Source organism: Pseudomonas sp. NPDC089408 (assembly GCF_044749445.1).
Classification (GTDB): domain Bacteria; phylum Pseudomonadota; class Gammaproteobacteria; order Pseudomonadales; family Pseudomonadaceae; genus Aquipseudomonas.
Map to the genome: position 1 here is coordinate 294,280 of NZ_JBIVHY010000003.1, position 15,613 is coordinate 309,892.

The window sequence follows — 15,613 nt, forward strand, 5'->3', positions numbered from 1 at the left end:
GGCGACACGGTTACATCCAGGCTTACTTCACTTCAACGGCCAGGCTCTGGGCAATCTTGTTCTGCCACAGGGCTGGGCCAGTGATGTGTACCGACTCACCGTTGCTGTCTACGGCAACAGTTACCGGCATGTCCTTGACCTCGAACTCGTAGATCGCTTCCATGCCCAGCTCGGCGAAGGCCAGAACCTTCGACTTGCGGATGGCCTGGGCCACCAGGTAGGCAGCGCCGCCCACGGCCATCAGGTACACGGCCTTATTGTCCTTGATCGCTTCGATCGCGGTCGGGCCACGCTCGGACTTGCCGATCATGCCCAGCAGGCCAGTCTGCTCGAGGATCTGGCGGGTGAACTTGTCCATGCGGGTCGCGGTGGTTGGGCCAGCCGGGCCTACCACTTCGTCACCGACCGGGTCGACCGGGCCGACGTAGTAGATGAAGCGGCCTTTCAAGTCCACCGGCAGTTCTTCACCGCGGTTGAGCATTTCGACCATGCGCTTGTGCGCGGCGTCGCGGCCGGTCAGCATCTTGCCGTTGAGCAGGATGGTTTCGCCTGGCTTCCAGCTGGCGACTTCTTCCGGGGTGATGTCGTCGAGGTTGACGCGACGGGCGCTCGGGCCAGCTTCCCAGACGATTTCCGGGTAAGCGTCCAGCGACGGCGCTTCCAGCTCGGCCGGGCCGGAGCCATCGAGCACGAAATGGGCGTGGCGGGTGGCGGCGCAGTTGGGGATCATGCACACCGGCAGCGAGGCGGCGTGGGTCGGGTAGTCCATGATCTTGACGTCGAGCACGGTGGTCAGGCCACCCAGGCCCTGGGCACCGATGCCCAGCTGGTTGACCTTCTCGAACAGCTCCAGGCGGATTTCTTCCAGGCGGTTCTGCGGGCCACGGGCTTTCAGCTCATGGATGTCGATGGACTCCATCAACACTTCCTTGGCCATGACTGCGGCCTTCTCGGCGGTACCGCCGATGCCGATGCCGAGCATGCCAGGCGGGCACCAGCCAGCGCCCATGGTCGGCACGGTCTTCAGCACCCAGTCGACGATCGAGTCGGACGGGTTCAGCATGGCCATCTTCGACTTGTTCTCCGAGCCGCCGCCCTTGGCGGCGACATCGACCTCGACCTTGTCGCCGGGGACGATGGAGTAGTGGATCACTGCCGGGGTGTTGTCCTTGGTGTTCTTGCGGGCACCGGCCGGGTCGGCCAGGATCGAGGCGCGCAGGACGTTTTCAGGCAGGTTATAGGCGCGACGCACACCTTCGTTGATCATGTCGTCGACGCTCAGGGTAGCGCCGTCCCAGCGTACGTCCATGCCCACGCGCACGAACACGGTGACGATACCGGTGTCCTGGCAGATCGGGCGGTGGCCGGTGGCGCACATGCGCGAGTTGATCAGGATCTGGGCGATGGAGTCGCGCGCAGCTGGCGACTCTTCACGCAGATAGGCCTCGTGCATGGCCTGGATGAAATCGACGGGGTGGTAGTACGAGATGAATTGCAGGGCATCGGCGACGCTCTGAATCAGGTCGTCTTGCTTGATCACGGTCATGCAGCGCGCTCCTCTTAAAGACGGGAACATTCATAGAGACGCTCGACGGTGCCGACCAGCATGTCGAAACGCCTTGCAAAGGCGCGCCGGCAGCATGGCCGACGCAAAAGGGCGCGGCAGTATAGCGTGCCTCACCGCGTGAAACACCTGCGAGTGGTCTGGACCATGGTCGGTTGGGCGCCAGGCATCCTTTTTGCTGCTGACTCATGTGACAGGCCTTAAAATCGATGGGGCTGCTGCGCAGCCGGATCGCGACACAAGGCCGCTCCTACAATTGACCGCGATCTCCTGTAGCAGCGGCCTTGCGTCGCGATCGGGGCGCAGAGCGCCCCCAACACTCTGAAGCTGGAAGAGATACCTGAACATGCCCGAACTTTGCGTGGGCGAGCGCCGCTGGGCGGTGCCGACCGGCAGCAACCTGCTCGATGCCCTGAACGAGGCCGGGCTTAATGTGCCCTACAGTTGCCGCGCCGGCAGCTGCCATGCCTGCCTTGTGCATTGTCAGGCTGGGCAGCCGCTGGACGCCCTGCCCGAAGCCTTGGTCCTGGACAAGCATGCCCAGGGCTGGCGCCTGGCCTGCCAGTGCCGGGTGGTCGAGAACCTGCAGGTAGCACTGTTCGATCCACGGCGCGATGGCGTGCCGGCCAGGATCAGCGGGTTGGACTGGTTTGGCGATGTCTTGCGATTGCGCTTGAAGCCCGAACGAGCGTTGCGCTATCAGGCCGGTCAGCATGTGGTGCTGTGGCTTGGCGAAGTCGCACGGCCGTATTCGCTGGCCAGCTTGCCGGGTGAGGATGATCAGCTTGAGTTCCATATCGACTGCCGGCGACCTGGTGCTTTTTGTGACCAGGCGCGTGGGCTGCAGGTGGGCGATGAGATGCGTCTGGGTGAGCTGAGAGGTGGCGCGTTGCACTACGACCCCGACTGGCAGAACCGACCGCTGTGGCTGTTGGCAGCGGGTACCGGGCTGGCGCCACTGTGGGGCATCTTGCGCGAGGCATTGCGGCAGGGCCATCAGGGCGAGATAAGGCTTGTGCATGTGGCGCGGGACCTGGCCGGGCACTATCTGGCGGAACCGCTGTTGCAGTTGTCAGGGGTTAAGGTGGAGTTGGTGCTGGCGGAGCGGCTTGAGGAAGCGCTGGCCGGGTTGCGGCCGTCATCGCGGCAGACGGTAGCGCTAGTGTGTGGTGCGCCGGGGAGTGTCGAGCGGTTTGCCCGGCGGCTGTTTATTGCCGGGGTGCCGCGGGGGCAGGTGTTTGCTGATGTGTTCGTTGAGCATGTTTGAGAATGCTGGGAGGGCTTCGCCCTCCTTTCGCGACACAAGGCCGCTCCTACAGGGTAATGCGTAACCCCTGTAGGAGCGGCCTTGTGTCGCGATGGCCGCAAAGCGGCCCCATCAGAGCAGCAGATCAACCAACCAGCGGATCACCCACATGCAGGATCTTCATGCCATTGGTGCCACCGATGGTGTGGTAGCTGTCACCCTTGGTCAGGATCACCCAGTCACCTTGCTCCACCAGGCCACGCTTGAGCAGTTCGTCGACGGCTGCCTGGCTGACCTTGTCGGCCGGCAGCGAAGCCGGGTCGAAGGCAATCGGGTAGACGCCACGGAACATGTTGGCCCGGGCCTGAGTAGCGCGGTGCGGCGACAGCGCGTAGATCGGCACGTGCGAACGCAGGCGCGACATGATCAGCGGGGTGTAGCCACTTTCGGTCAGGGCGATGATCGCTTTCACGCCCGGGAAGTGGTTGGCGGTGTATATGGCCGCCAAGGCGATGCTCTCGTCGCAGCGCTCGAAGGTGGTGTGCAGGCGGTGGCTGGACTTCTGGCTGGTCGGGTGCTTTTCGGCGCCCGAGCAGATACGGGCCATGGCCTGTACGGCTTCGATCGGGTAGGAACCTGCAGCACTCTCGGCCGACAGCATCACCGCGTCGGTGTTGTCGAGCACGGCGTTGGCCACGTCGGACACTTCGGCACGGGTCGGCATCGGGTTCTGGATCATCGACTCCATCATCTGGGTCGCCACGATCACCGCCTTGTTGTTGCGGCGGGCGTGCTGGATGATCTTCTTCTGGATGGCGATCAGCTCGGCGTCGCCGATTTCCACGCCCAGGTCACCACGGGCAACCATGACGGCGTCGGAGGCAAGGATCAGCTTGTCCAGGGTCTCGTCGTCGGCAACCGCTTCGGCGCGTTCGATCTTGGCCACCAGCCAGGCGCTGCCGCCGGACTCGTCACGCAGCTTGCGCGCGTATTCCATGTCGCTGGCGTCACGCGGGAACGACACGGCCAGGTAGTCCAGGTCCATTTCCGCGGCCAGCTTGATGTCGGCCTTGTCTTTTTCGGTCAGGGCCGGTGCGGTCAGGCCGCCACCTTTGCGGTTGATGCCTTTGTGGTCCGACAGCGGGCCACCAATGATCACCACGCAGTGCAGGGCATCGGCGGTGGCGGTTTCGACGCGCATGACCACGCGGCCATCGTCGAGCAGCAGTTCGTCACCGACGCCGCAGTCCTTGACCAGGTCGGGGTAGTCGATACCGACGATGTCCTGGTTGCCTTCGGTCAGCGGGTGGGCGGTGGAGAAGGTGAATTTGTCACCGATTTTCAATTCGATGCGCTTGTTGGCGAACTTGGCGATGCGGATCTTCGGACCCTGCAGGTCGCCCAGCAGTGCAACATGGCGGCCGTTCTTGGCGGCGATCTCACGAATCAGGCGCGCGCGGGCCTTGTGCTCGTCCGGAGTGCCGTGGGAGAAGTTCAGGCGTGCCACGTCCAGGCCGGCGAGGATCAGCTGTTCGATCACTTCCGGCGAGTTGCTGGCGGGGCCAAGGGTGGCGACGATTTTGGTACGGCGGATGCTCATGCACAGACTCCTATAGTGAAGCGCAGCGAAAGGCTACTCCTGAATCTCGCTGTAGTCATTGTTCCGTTGCACTACCTGCGACCTTCCGGGATAGGGCAGCTGCAAGCTACAAACGGGCAGCTGCAAGCTACAAGCGGCAAGCTACAAGTAAAAGCGCGAGCGGCGCATACGCTGCTTTTTCTTGCCGCTTGCAGCTTGCAGCTTGCAGCTTGCAGCTTGCAGCTCGCGATTGAAGAAAACCCACTCCAAGCCGATATACTTCCCATCAAAGGAGATCCCCATGCGAGCCCTGATCGTTTTAGCCCTGGCCGTCAGCGCCACCGGCTGCACCCGCTGGTCCATGGACCACCACCTGAACAATGCCTACCGCGCCTACGACCGTGGCGATTGTGCGCGGGTCATGCTTGAACTGTCGCAGGTCGACCGCACCAGCCGCGCACGCCCGTTCATCCACCCCGAGGTGTCGCTGCTGCGTGGCCAGTGCCTGGAACGCCAGGCGTTGTATGTGGATGCTGCGCAGACCTACCAGTACCTGATCCAGCAGTACCCGCGCAACGAGTACGCCTACCGGGCCCAGGCACGTCTGCAGACGCTGGAAAAACTAGGCCACTTGCGCGGCAGCGAAGCGGCTGTGGCCAGCCCGGTGACGACCGCACCTTGGCGCTAACACCAAGGTGTGGTTTATTTCACGAGATTTGCAGCGCGCGCTGCGCTAATCTGTAACTCAGCTGTTACAACAACCGCCAGTACCTTGTATTCCTGGCACCAGGTACGGAATACACCCGCGATCATGTTCAACAAGCGCCATATCGAACGCCATCAGCTGCCTTGTGTCCTCAAGGTGTTCAACCGCTTTACCGGTCAGGAGATCGGCCAGCTGGGCAATGCCTCCGAAGACGGTTTGATGGTCATTAGCCAGCTACCCGTGCTGGTTGGGCCCGATTACGAGCTGCAGTTGCGCATGCCGCTGGTCGGCGGCGGCCACCAGTTCGTCAACCTCACTGCCAGCTGCCTGTGGTGCAGCGAAGACCAGACCCCCGGGCATTACGATTCGGGGTTCATGCTGCTGCAGGCACCGCGCGAGTACGATGATTTCGTCCGTTCGCTGCGCGACTATTTCAGCTTCCGCCCGGCCAACGCCTCTGCCTGAGCCTTGGCGTTGCAGAATCGCGCTAGAATTCGGGTCGACCTTGATACAGGACGACCCCGTGACCTCCAGCATTTTCTGGCACGACTACGAAACCACCGGCATCAACCCGCGCTGTGACCGGCCGCTGCAGGTGGCCGGCCTGCGCACCGACTTCGACCTCAACGAGATCGACGAGCCGATCAGCCTTTATTGCCGGCCTTCGGACGATATCCTGCCGCACCCGGCAGCCTGCCTCGTGACCGGTATCACCCCGCAGTTGCTGGCCGAACAGGGCCTGTGCGAAGCCGAGTTCATGACCCGGGTGCATGCGCAACTGGCGCAGCCGGGCACCTGCGGCGCCGGCTACAACACGCTGCGCTTCGATGACGAAGTAACCCGCTACAGCCTGTACCGCAATTTTTTCGACCCCTATGCCCGTGAGTGGCAGGGCGGCAACAGCCGCTGGGACCTGATCGACATTGTGCGCACCGCCTATGCCTTGCGCCCTGATGGTCTTCAATGGCCGCAGCAGGACGGGCGCACCAGCCTGCGCCTGGAACTGTTGAGCAAGGCCAATGACATTGACCACGGGCATGCCCACGAAGCGCTTTCCGACGTGCGGGCAACCATCGCCCTGGCCCGCCTGATCCGGCAGAAACAGCCCAAGTTGTATGACTGGCTGTTCCAGTTGCGCAGCAAGCATAAAGTGATGGAACAGGTCCGCCTGCTGCAGCCGCTGGTACATATTTCCGGGCGCTTTTCGGCGGCGCGTAATTACCTGGGCGTGGTATTGCCGCTGGCCTGGCACCCGCGCAATCGCAATGCACTGATTGTGTGCGACTTGCATCAGGAAACCCTACCGTTACTAAGGGAAAGTGCTGAAGTTCTGCGTCAGCGCTTGTACACCCGACATGATGAATTGGCCGAAGGTGAATTACCGGTTCCGCTGAAACTGGTGCAGATCAATCGTTGTCCGGTACTGGCGCCGCTGTCGGTATTGCGCCCGGTCGATCAACAACGATTGGGCCTCGACTTGACGTTGTTACAATTGCGCGGCGAACAGTTGGCCAATCAACAGGCGCAATGGCAAGACAAGCTGGAGCACATCTACGGCAAGGAAGACTTTGCCCCGAGTGACGACCCGGAACAGCAGTTGTATGAGGGTTTTATCGGTGATCGCGACCGGCGCTTGTGCGAGCAAGTTCGTACGCTGGACCCTGCACAGTTGGGCAGTGGGCACTGGATGTTCGATGATCCGCGGCTGCCTGAACTGTTGTTCCGTTATCGGGCACGTAACTTCCCTGACACCTTGAGCCACGAAGAGCGACAGCGTTGGCAGGGCTTCTGCCAGCAGCGCCTGAGCGACCCGCAATGGGGCGCACCGAATACCCTGGGTGACTTCGAACAGGCGCGTCAGCAAGCCTGGGAGGGCGCCGACGAGGCGGGCAGGCGAGTGCTGGATGCCTGGCAAGTGCATGCTCGGCAATTGCAGCAACAGTTTGCTATTGCCTGAAAGCCAGGCAAACAAAAAACGCCGGCAATGTGCCGGCGTTTTCTTTTGCGACAAGCAAAGGCGTAGGTGGACAATCAGTCCAGCAGAGTAGCCCAGCTTTCAACCACGTCGCCGCCCCAAGTGGCTTTCCACTCTTTCAGGGTCTTGTGGTTGCCGCCTTTGGTTTCGATCACTTCACCGTTGTGCGGGTTCTTGTATTGCTTGACCTTGCGCGCACGCTTGGTGGCAACAGTCTTGACCGCACCACGGGGTGCTTTGCTCAATTTCGACTCTGGGTCGAGCAGGGCAATCACGTCGCGCAGCGACTTGGAGTACTCGCCCATCAGGGTGCGCAGTTTGCCTTCGAACTCCAGTTCTTTCTTCAGCTTGTCATCCTGCGACAGGTTGGCCAGGCGGGCCTGAAGTTCCTTGATGGCTTCTTCGGTAGCGCGGTACTCGTTGATCAGGGACATGGAGTGTTCCTTAATGCGTGTTCGGAAATGTGTGGGGCAATAATAGACAGCCGATACTCGCAAGTAAACATAATATTGGGCAGTTAACTGTTAATTAAGCTGTGACAATATTTCTCAGGTGAACAAAAATTTACATAAGCGCCGTGACGTTGGTCATGTCTGTCAGACATTGCCCGCAGTGCAGCGCGCTGGCTACACAGACCGCCCTCGCTGCAATCAATACTGCGTTTTTCCTGGTGTGCCGCTAGAATGAGCGCCTTTGCGAAGTTCTGGAGTCTCATTCATGCGCACCTATCGTCTGGTGATCGCCTGCCCCGACCGTGTAGGCATCGTGGCGAAAGTCAGTAATTTCCTGGCCTTGTACAATGGCTGGATCAACGAAGCCAGCCACCACTCCGATGAGCAGAGTGGTTGGTTCTTCATGCGTCATGAAATCCGCGCTGAATCACTGCCGTTCGGTATCGAAGCCTTCCGCGAGGCCTTTGCACCGATCGCTGAAGAGTTTTCCATGACCTGGCGCGTGACCGACTCGGCGCAGAAAAAACGCGTGGTATTGATGGCCAGCCGTGAGTCGCACTGCCTGGCCGACCTGCTGCACCGCTGGCACACCGACGAGCTGGACTGCGAGATCCCTTGCGTGATCTCCAACCACAACGACCTGCGCAGCATGGTCGAGTGGCACGGTATTCCGTTCTTCCATGTACCGGTTGACCCCAAGGACAAAGCCCCGGCGTTTGCCGAAGTGTCGCGCCTGGTCGAGGAACATGCTGCCGACGTGGTGGTGCTGGCCCGCTACATGCAAATCCTGCCGCCGCAACTGTGCCGGGATTATGCCGAGAAGGTGATCAACATCCACCACAGCTTCCTGCCCTCGTTCGTGGGTGCCAAGCCGTATCACCAGGCGTCCCTGCGTGGCGTGAAGCTGATCGGTGCAACCTGCCACTACGTCACCGAAGAGCTGGACGCCGGCCCGATCATCGAGCAGGACGTGGTACGTGTCAGCCATGCCGACAGCATCGAGGACATGGTCCGCTTTGGCCGTGACGTGGAGAAGATGGTACTGGCCCGTGGCCTGCGTTATCACCTGGAAGACCGCGTGCTTGTGCATGGCAACAAGACGGTGGTGTTTGACTGATACAGTCGGGTTGCCTGTGAGATTTTGGGGCTGCTTGGCAGCCCATCGCGACGCAAGGCCGCTCCTACAAGGTGTACGCCGTGCTTTGTGTAGGAGCGGCCTTGTGTCGCGATGGGGCGCAACGCGCCCCCGGCGATCTTGAGGGGTACTACAGTGGCAAAGCAACGCAACCAACCCACCGCCTCACCCCCACCCACCCTGGGCGAAGGTTGCCTGGCACGCTACGACCCCGAAGCCCTGGCCGACACCGACGGCACCGACTTCCCCGGCGCCGCCGAACTCTGGCAACAGCTCAACCCGCCTGACGCCGCCAGCGCTCCAGCAGCGGACGCGCCAGCAGGCACACGAACACCGGCCCACCCGCGAGCAGATAAAAGTAGTAAGTAACCGCCCGCCATATCAGGATCGCCGCCGCGGCGGTCGAACTGCCCACCAGTGGCGTCAGCAGGCTGGCCGAAGTCAGCTCGGCGGCTCCCGCCCCACCCGGCAGCAGGCTGAACTGCCCAGCACTGAGTGACAGCATCTGCACCAGGAAGCTGGGGATCCACGCCAAATCCACGCCCAGCCCGCGCAATACCAGGTACAACACGCTGTAGCGCAAGCTCCAGTGCGCACAGGTCAAGGTGAACACCATTGCCAGCGTGCGTTTGGGCAGGCGCCAGGTTTGCGCCAGTGCGTCGATGAAATGCAGCACCTTGCGTGCCCAACGCCGTTGACGCTGCCTGCCGACGCCCACGCGCTGCAGCAGCTTGCCATTTACGCGCATCACCACGCGTCGATAGCGCATCAGGCCGATTACCCCGGCCAGCGCCGTGCACAGCAGCAATGCACTGCCCAGTAGCATGCTTTCCTGGCTGCGACCCAGGCTGTGGAACAGCGCATAGCCGGCAATCGCCAGCATGGCGCAGAAGAAGAACAGCAAGTCGTTGAGCTGGTCCATGGCGAACACGGCGCCACTGTGCGCCGGGCCGATGCGTTCACGCGCAAGCAGAGCCATGAGGGTCAACGGGCCGCCGCTACCCCCGGGCGTGGTGCAAATGGCGAATTCGGTGGCCATCACCACGCCCAGGCTACGCATGCGCCCAAGCCTTTCACCTTGCTGGCCGAGCAGCAGGCGCAGGCGGATGGCATTGATCACCCAGCACAGCAGGATCATGCCCAACAGCGTCAGCAACAGGCCGGGCTCGAAGCCTTTCAGCCTGGGCAGCAGCTCGCTGCCACCCAGCAGGGTGGGTACCAGCACCGCACCGAGCAGTGCCAGGCCAAGCCAGGCCAGGCGGTTCATGCTTTCGCCTGGCGGTCCAGCCAGGCCGATTTGGTCAGTGGCTCACGGCCTTGTGCCAGCAGGGTGCGCAAGGTGTTCAGCCAGTACTCGCGGGAGGTGCGATGGCGCATGTCCACCGGGTGCAGGCCCAAGCGCAGGGTCTCGGCGTTGTGCCAGCGCCGGCATTGCCAGTCGCACAGTACCCGCGACAACCCTCGGCGCCAGGCACTGCGGGCGCTCCATACCAGCCCCGGTGCCTTGATGGCCGTGAAGTCGGGCAGGCGGTACAGGTGCTGTGGCGTGCTGGTGTAGCGCAGCGGCAGGCTGCGCAGCGCCTGGCGGGTGCCTTCGCTCATCAACCAGGCCGGCGCGACGAAGCCTGCCACCGGCCAACCCTGCTGGTCGAACAGCGCCAGGCCGTGCTCCAGGCGCTGCAACGCCTGTTGCCGGTCGAGGCCGAAGAACTCGCCCTCATGGGTGTAGATGCGGCGCATGAAGTATTCACCGGGCGTACGGGGTGGCGGGCCATTGTCGGCATGGAAATAGCCGTGCAGGGCCAGCTCGTCGCCTTGGGCCAGGCGCCGTTCCAGTAGGCGGCAGAAAGCCGGTGAGCGCAGCAGCGGGTTGCGCTGGTGAAAGTCCGGCACCACCAGCCAGGTCATGGGTACGCCGCCGATGGCGTCGACGGCCTGGACAAAGGGCTGGTAGTCGGACCAGGTCTCGGGCGCGACATCGTGCAGCACCAGCATCAGGCTGCGCGATGGCGGCAGTGGCTCAAGCATGGGCGCGTACCTGTGGCTGGTGACCCAGCACGGCCTGGTAGTGCTGCAGCAGGCCGTTGACCACGTTGTCCCACGCGTAGTGCTGCTCCACGTGGTGCCGGGCCTGCACACCGAGTTTGCGTGTACCGGCCTCGAACGCCTCGCGTACGGCCGCTGCCATGGCGCGGCCATCGTTGGGCGCGCACAGGCGGCCGCACTGTTCGTTGATGATTTCGCCAAAGGCACCGGCGCGCACGGCTACCACCGGTGTGGCGCTGGCCATGGCTTCGAGAATGACCAGGCCGAAGGTTTCCTGATCGCCCGCATGCACCAACAGGTCGGCGCTGGCCATGAACCGCGCGACCTCCGCGGCAGGGCAGAAGTGGTCGATCACGCTGACGTTGTTCGGCACGTTGGCCGGCATGTTCGAGCCCACCAGCAACAAATGGTAGGGGCTGCCAAGCTGTTGTATGCAGTCGAGCAGCACCGGCAGGTTCTTTTCCCGCGAGCCTCGGCCGGCATAGATCAGCAGGCGGCTGGTGTCGGCAATGCCCAGTTCGGCGCGCAGGCGTGGGTCGCGCCGTGCGGGGTTGAAGGTGGCCAGGTCTACGCCCAGGCGCTGTACATGCACGTCACGCACACCCAGCCGGCGCAGCTTGTCGGCCATGACCTGGCTGGGGGCCAGCACCCGGTCGAAATTGCCGTACAGCTTGCTGACATAGGCCTCTACATTCGGCGTAAACCAGTTGCCCATGCGGTTGCTCACCAGCAAGGGCAGATCGGAATGGTAGAAACCGATGACCGGCACATCGAGCTGGCGCCGCGCCTCCAGCGCCGCCCAGGCGGTCAGGTAGGGGTCGCCGACTTCGATCAGGTCGGGCTTGAGTGTGCGTAGTGTCTTGCACCAGGGGGCCAGGCGTACCGGAAAGCGATAACCCTTGCCGAACGGCAAGGGGGGCGCCGGCACGTGGTAGATACCATCGGCGTTGTGGGCGCTGGCACCGGGAATCAACAGGCTGTGGCGTACACCCTGAATGGCTTCGAGACGGTGATGTTTGGCATCAAGATAGGTACGTACGCCACCGCTGGCCGGGGCGTAGAACATGGTGATGTCGGCGATGTGCACGATCAGCATCCCTCCGGGATCGTCTTCGGGTGTGTCATCAAGCGGTAACTTGCCGGCGATGACGCGCCTAAAGGTTGACCTTTCAGAAGAATAGTTTGTTCGATCGGAGTTGGGTGGGAACGGGGATGGCAGGGGCAGCTGTGTGGGCATCTTCGCGGGTGAACCCGCTCCTACAGGGATCACCACGCATTCAAGGGTGGTGGAGATCCTGCAGGAGCGGGTTTACCCGCGAAGCAAGCGACTCAGCCTGACGGTCAGATACGGAAACTGCCCACCAGATGCTTCAGGCGGCCAGCCTGCTTCTCCAGGTCGGAGCACGCCCGCAAGGTCGCTTGCAGGTTCTCCACGCCTTCCTGGTTGAGCATGTTGATTTCGTTGATGTCCATGTTGATTGCCTCGACCACGGCGGTCTGCTCCTCCGTGGCGGTGGCAACCGACTGGTTCATGCCGTCGATCTCGCCGATGCGCACAGTCACGCTGTCCAGGCGCTCACCGGCCTGGTTGGCGATCTGCACGCTGTCCTGGCTGTGACGCTGGCTCTGGTCCATGGTCTCGACCGAATCGCGGGCGCCCACCTGCAGTTCTTCGATCATGGTCTGCACCTGCTGCGCCGACTCCTGGGTGCGGTGTGCCAGGTTGCGCACTTCATCGGCAACCACGGCAAAACCACGCCCGGCTTCACCGGCGCGGGCCGCTTCGATGGCGGCGTTCAGCGCCAGCAGGTTGGTCTGCTGGGAGATGCTGGTGATCACTTCAAGGATCTGGCCGATGTTCACGGTCTTGCTGTTCAGGGTTTCGATGTGCTCGCTGGAGGTGACGATCAGGTCCGACAGGCGGTTCATCGCGGCAATGTTGCGCTCGACCACTTGCTGGCCTTCTTCGGCCAGCAAGCGTGCGGAGCTGGCGTGCTGCGAAGCCTGGGCGGCGTTACCGGCAATTTCCTGGGCGGCGGCGCCCAGCTCGTTGATGGCGGCGGCCACGCTGTTGGTGCGGTTGGACTGCTCGTCGGAGTTGGTCATCGACGAATTCGAGGCGCTGATGACCCGCAAGGCGACTTCGTTGACCTGCTCGGTGGCCGAGGACACTTCGCGGATGCTGCCATGGATACGCTCGACGAAGCGGTTGAAGGCGTTGCCGAGGACGCCGAATTCGTCGTGGTTGTGGATGCGCAGGCGCTTGGTCAGGTCGCCTTCACCTTCAGCGATGTCTTCCATGGCACGGGTCATGGTGTGCAACGGCTGCATCAGTACGCGGATCAGCAGGCCAAGCAGGCCGATGATGATCACCACCGCCACGACCGTGGCGATCACCGCCGAGGTGCGGAAGGTGCTGAGCATCGAGAAGGCCTTGTCCTTGTCCACCGACAGGCCGATGTACCAGTTGGCCGACGGCAGGCCGCTGATCGGGGTGAAGCTCAGCAAGCGGGCCTGGCCATCGCCCTGCACTTCGGTCAGCTCGCTGGAAAGCTTCGGGGTGTGTTGCGGGAACAGGTCCGACAGCGACTTCATCACCAGGTCTTTGTCCGGGTGCACCAGGATCTTGCCCTGGTCGTTGACCAGGAAGGCGTAGCCCATGCCACCGAAGTTCAGCGAGTTGATGATTTGCACCAGGCCGTCCAGTGCCAGGTCGCCGCCCACCACGCCGACACTGCTGGAGACCTTGCTGAGGATGCCGATGACCATCTTGTTGGTGGTCATGTCGATGTACGGCTCGGTCAGGGTTGCCCCGCTGGCATTCATGCCATCTCTGTACCAGGGCCGGGTGCGCGGGTCATATCCATCGGGCATTTTCGAATCTGGGCGCACGCTGAAGCCGCCATCAACCTTGCCCAGGTAAACAGTGAGGAAACTGGAAATCAGCGCATTCTGGCCCATGAGGGTTTCAGCATTGGCCGGGCTCTGGGCAATGTTCTGCGCCAGGTTTTCCACCAGTTTGATACGCCCTTCGAACAGGTTGCGGATGTTGGTCGAAGTGGAGGTGCCCATTTCAGCCAGATAGTTTTCCAGGTCCTCGCGGATCGCATTACGCTGGAGGTAATCGTTGTAGAGGGTGAAAAGGCTGAAGGCGAGTATCACGATCAGTGAAGCCGCCAAAAGAATCTTGTGGCTGAAACGAAGGCTTTTGTTCATGGCGTAATCGGTTCCGCTAAGGTTTTATATCAGGCGTTCGCACGCGTAGAGCCGCAAGGCAGTGCAACATCCCGAAAATTCCCTTTTCGGTTGTTCCTCTCTATTAAGGCGAATATGACCCAAAGGTATCGGCCGAATTAAGCTAAAGCTTGAGCAGAGGATTAAGAGATGTCGGAAAATTCCACCATCGTTGTAGGCGCAGGCCCTGATGGCCAGCCCGTCGGGCAAGCAATGCGGCTGGCCAACCGCCACGGCCTGGTGGCAGGGGCGACGGGGACTGGCAAGACCGTCACCCTGCAGCGGCTGGCGGAGGTGTTCAGTGATGCCGGGGTGGCAGTGTTCGCCGCCGATGTCAAAGGCGACCTCTGCGGTTTGGGCGCTGCCGGTGCGCCGCAGGGCAAGGTCGCCGAGCGCATTGCCGGCATGCCATGGCTGGGGCATACGCCGCGGGGCTGCCCGGTCAGCGTGTGGGATATCGCCGGGCAGTCTGGCCACCCGCTGCGCACCACCCTTAGCGAGATGGGGCCGTTGCTGCTGGGCAACTTGCTGGAACTGACCGACAGCCAGCAGGCGGCGCTGTATGCCGCGTTCAAGGTGGCCGACCGTGAGGGCCTGTTGTTGCTGGACCTCAAGGACCTCAAGGCGCTGCTCGCGCACCTGAAGGACAACCCGCAACTGCTCGGTGAAGACAGTGCCCTGATGACCGCGGCATCCACCCAGGCCCTGCTGCGCCGGCTGGCGACGCTGGAGCAACAGGGCGCCGAGGCGTTGTTCGGCGAGCCGGCATTGCAGCTGGAAGACCTGCTACGCCCGGACCCGGATGGCCGCGGCCGGATCCACCTGCTCGATGCCAGCCGGCTGGTGCATGAAGCCCCCAAGGTGTACGCGACCTTCCTGTTGTGGCTGCTGGCCGAGTTGTTCGAACAGTTGCCTGAACGCGGCGATGCCGACAAGCCGGTGCTGGCGTTGTTTTTCGATGAGGCGCACCTGCTGTTCAACGGTACGCCCAAGGCGCTGCAGGACCGCCTGGAGCAAGTAGTGCGGCTGATCCGCTCCAAGGGGGTTGGCGTGTACTTCGTTACCCAGTCGCCTGGCGACTTGCCGGATGCGGTGTTGGCCCAGCTGGGTTTGCGCATTCAGCACGGCTTGCGGGCGTTTACTGCCAAGGAGCAGAAGTCGCTGCGCGCCGTGGCTGATGGCTTTCGCCCCAACCCGGCATTCGACACCCTGGCGGTGCTGACCGAACTCGGGATTGGCGAGGCGTTGGTGGGTACGCTGGAAGAGAAGGGCACGCCGGCCATGGTCCAGCGGGTGCTGGTGGCACCGCCGCAGTCGCGGATCGGGCCGTTGAGTGCGGCTGAGCGCAGTGCGCTGATTACGGCTTCGCCGTTGGCCGGGCGCTATGACAAGCCGGTGGACCGTGAATCGGCCTATGAAATGCTCACCCAGCGTAAAGGTGAGGCGGTAGAGCCGGCGCCGCAACCGAAGGCGGATGAAGAGAGCTTTGCCGACAAAGCCGGTGAATTCTTGCAGAGTGCGGCGGGGCAGGCTATCAAATCGGCGGTGCGTCAGGCAGCTAATCAGTTGGGGCGGCAGTTGGTGCGTGGGTTGATGGGGTCGTTGTTGGGGGGCAAGAAAAAGTAGTGACTCTCTTGGCTAGCACGGGCCGCTCCTACAAGAAGCGGTTTTTCGCA

13 protein-coding genes and 1 pseudogene are annotated in these 15,613 nt (G+C 62.5%); 6 read left to right on the top strand and 8 right to left on the bottom strand.

Going from position 1 to position 15,613, the window contains the following annotated elements; translation table 11 throughout:
* Positions 1–22: 22 nt before the first annotated feature.
* Positions 23–1,546: a fumarate hydratase gene (locus ACIP02_RS07200; protein ID WP_136913127.1), complete on the bottom strand. Its 1,524-nt coding sequence runs from the start codon at positions 1,544–1,546 to the stop codon at positions 23–25.
* A 364-nt stretch (positions 1,547–1,910) separates the two neighbouring features.
* Between ACIP02_RS07200 and ACIP02_RS07205 the strand changes: the two genes are divergently transcribed.
* Positions 1,911–2,831: an iron-sulfur-binding ferredoxin reductase gene (locus ACIP02_RS07205; protein WP_400614645.1), complete on the top strand. Its 921-nt coding sequence runs from the start codon at positions 1,911–1,913 to the stop codon at positions 2,829–2,831.
* A 124-nt stretch (positions 2,832–2,955) separates the two neighbouring features.
* Here the strand turns inward: ACIP02_RS07205 and pyk are convergent, their stop codons facing one another.
* Positions 2,956–4,410 (bottom strand): pyruvate kinase, encoded by a 1,455-nt coding sequence (pyk, locus tag ACIP02_RS07210; RefSeq protein ID WP_400614648.1) that lies wholly within the window; start codon positions 4,408–4,410, stop codon positions 2,956–2,958.
* Between the two features lie 280 nt (positions 4,411–4,690).
* On the opposite strand from pyk, the gene ACIP02_RS07215 reads away from it, so the two are divergent.
* From ACIP02_RS07215 to sbcB, 3 genes are all read left to right on the top strand, one after another.
* Positions 4,691–5,077: a tetratricopeptide repeat protein gene (locus ACIP02_RS07215; protein ID WP_201202617.1), complete on the top strand. Its 387-nt coding sequence runs from the start codon at positions 4,691–4,693 to the stop codon at positions 5,075–5,077.
* A gap of 123 nt (positions 5,078–5,200) precedes the next feature.
* The gene (locus ACIP02_RS07220) at positions 5,201–5,560 is read left to right on the top strand and encodes a PilZ domain-containing protein (RefSeq protein ID WP_201202616.1); all 360 of its coding nucleotides are present in this window, start codon (positions 5,201–5,203) and stop codon (positions 5,558–5,560) included.
* Positions 5,561–5,618: 58 nt separating this feature from the next.
* Positions 5,619–7,052 (top strand): exodeoxyribonuclease I, encoded by a 1,434-nt coding sequence (sbcB, locus tag ACIP02_RS07225; protein WP_400614651.1) that lies wholly within the window; start codon positions 5,619–5,621, stop codon positions 7,050–7,052.
* 74 nt (positions 7,053–7,126) lie between these two features.
* Here sbcB and mvaT read toward each other — a convergent pair whose 3' ends face one another.
* Positions 7,127–7,504 (bottom strand): histone-like nucleoid-structuring protein MvaT, encoded by a 378-nt coding sequence (gene mvaT, locus ACIP02_RS07230; RefSeq protein ID WP_346642529.1) that lies wholly within the window; start codon positions 7,502–7,504, stop codon positions 7,127–7,129.
* A 283-nt stretch (positions 7,505–7,787) separates the two neighbouring features.
* On the opposite strand from mvaT, the gene purU reads away from it, so the two are divergent.
* Positions 7,788–8,639 (top strand): formyltetrahydrofolate deformylase, encoded by an 852-nt coding sequence (purU, locus tag ACIP02_RS07235; RefSeq protein WP_110742665.1) that lies wholly within the window; start codon positions 7,788–7,790, stop codon positions 8,637–8,639.
* A gap of 292 nt (positions 8,640–8,931) precedes the next feature.
* Here purU and ACIP02_RS07240 read toward each other — a convergent pair whose 3' ends face one another.
* The 5 genes and pseudogenes from ACIP02_RS07240 to ACIP02_RS07260 all read right to left on the bottom strand — a co-directional run.
* Positions 8,932–9,924, bottom strand: coding sequence for a lysylphosphatidylglycerol synthase transmembrane domain-containing protein (locus ACIP02_RS07240; protein ID WP_400614655.1), 993 nt, complete (start codon positions 9,922–9,924; stop codon positions 8,932–8,934).
* A complete protein-coding gene (locus ACIP02_RS07245; protein ID WP_400614657.1) occupies positions 9,921–10,685 on the bottom strand; it encodes a DUF2334 domain-containing protein in 765 nt (254 codons plus the stop codon). Before ACIP02_RS07245 ends, ACIP02_RS07240 begins: the two co-directional genes overlap by 4 nt.
* The gene (locus ACIP02_RS07250) at positions 10,678–11,799 is read right to left on the bottom strand and encodes a glycosyltransferase family 4 protein (RefSeq protein WP_400614659.1); all 1,122 of its coding nucleotides are present in this window, start codon (positions 11,797–11,799) and stop codon (positions 10,678–10,680) included. The genes ACIP02_RS07245 and ACIP02_RS07250 overlap by 8 nt, the downstream gene beginning before the upstream one ends.
* Before the next feature lie 245 nt (positions 11,800–12,044).
* Entirely contained in the window at positions 12,045–12,809 is a 765-nt protein-coding gene (locus ACIP02_RS07255) for a methyl-accepting chemotaxis protein (RefSeq protein ID WP_400615057.1), read from the bottom strand.
* Between the two features lie 93 nt (positions 12,810–12,902).
* Positions 12,903–13,919, bottom strand: a pseudogene (locus ACIP02_RS07260) (cache domain-containing protein); the annotation flags it as partial.
* 168 nt (positions 13,920–14,087) lie between these two features.
* Here ACIP02_RS07260 and ACIP02_RS07265 point away from each other — a divergent pair.
* Positions 14,088–15,563, top strand: coding sequence for a helicase HerA-like domain-containing protein (locus ACIP02_RS07265; RefSeq protein ID WP_400614662.1), 1,476 nt, complete (start codon positions 14,088–14,090; stop codon positions 15,561–15,563).
* Positions 15,564–15,613 lie beyond the last annotated feature (50 nt).

Bases quoted from the DNA above. Each gene is read 5' to 3' on its own strand.
- ACIP02_RS07200 (WP_136913127.1), bottom strand. From the start codon at position 1,546: ATGACCGTGATCAAGCAAGACGACCTGATTCAGAGCGTCGCCGATGCC.
- ACIP02_RS07205 (WP_400614645.1), top strand. From the start codon at position 1,911: ATGCCCGAACTTTGCGTGGGCGAGCGCCGCTGGGCGGTGCCGACCGGC.
- pyk (WP_400614648.1), bottom strand. From the start codon at position 4,410: ATGAGCATCCGCCGTACCAAAATCGTCGCCACCCTTGGCCCCGCCAGC.
- ACIP02_RS07215 (WP_201202617.1), top strand. From the start codon at position 4,691: ATGCGAGCCCTGATCGTTTTAGCCCTGGCCGTCAGCGCCACCGGCTGC.
- ACIP02_RS07220 (WP_201202616.1), top strand. From the start codon at position 5,201: ATGTTCAACAAGCGCCATATCGAACGCCATCAGCTGCCTTGTGTCCTC.
- mvaT (WP_346642529.1), bottom strand. From the start codon at position 7,504: ATGTCCCTGATCAACGAGTACCGCGCTACCGAAGAAGCCATCAAGGAA.
- purU (WP_110742665.1), top strand. From the start codon at position 7,788: ATGCGCACCTATCGTCTGGTGATCGCCTGCCCCGACCGTGTAGGCATC.
- ACIP02_RS07240 (WP_400614655.1), bottom strand. From the start codon at position 9,924: ATGAACCGCCTGGCCTGGCTTGGCCTGGCACTGCTCGGTGCGGTGCTG.
- ACIP02_RS07245 (WP_400614657.1), bottom strand. From the start codon at position 10,685: ATGCTTGAGCCACTGCCGCCATCGCGCAGCCTGATGCTGGTGCTGCAC.
- ACIP02_RS07250 (WP_400614659.1), bottom strand. From the start codon at position 11,799: ATGCTGATCGTGCACATCGCCGACATCACCATGTTCTACGCCCCGGCC.
- ACIP02_RS07255 (WP_400615057.1), bottom strand. From the start codon at position 12,809: ATGACCAACTCCGACGAGCAGTCCAACCGCACCAACAGCGTGGCCGCC.
- ACIP02_RS07265 (WP_400614662.1), top strand. From the start codon at position 14,088: ATGTCGGAAAATTCCACCATCGTTGTAGGCGCAGGCCCTGATGGCCAG.